Source organism: Candidatus Pseudoscillospira sp. SGI.172, assembly GCF_050313575.1.
Taxonomy (GTDB): domain Bacteria; phylum Bacillota; class Clostridia; order Oscillospirales; family Oscillospiraceae; genus Vermiculatibacterium.
This window is the reverse complement of sequence record NZ_JBNPLQ010000093.1, coordinates 1-375: the sequence shown is the minus strand read 5'-3', so window position 1 is coordinate 375 and position 375 is coordinate 1. Positions and strand designations below refer to the sequence as shown.

Genomic DNA, 375 nt, shown 5'->3' with positions numbered 1-375 from the left:
GACCGGCGGCAGCACGACCGGCGGCAGCACTACCGGTGGTAGCACGACCGGCGGCAGCACGACCGGTGGCAGCACTACCGGCGGCAGCACTACCGGCGGCAGCACTACCGGCGGCAGCACGACCGGTGGCAGCACGACCGGTGGCAGCACTACCGGTGGCAGCACGACCGGCGGCAGCACTACCGGTGGCAGCACGACCGGCGGCAGCACTACCGGCGGCAGCACGACCGGTGGCAGCACGACCGGTGGCAGCACGACCGGTGGCAGCACTACCGGTGGCAGCACGACCGGCGGCAGCACTACCGGTGGCAGCACGACCGGCGGCAGCACGACCGGCGGCAGCACTACCGGTGGCAGTACGACTGGCGGCAGCAC

Annotated in this window: 1 protein-coding gene; it reads right to left on the bottom strand. The window is 73.3% G+C overall.

Going from position 1 to position 375, the window contains the following annotated elements:
• Positions 1–375: hypothetical protein (locus tag ACQRD3_RS13590; RefSeq protein ID WP_427781751.1), on the bottom strand; the 375-nt coding region annotated here is incomplete at both ends.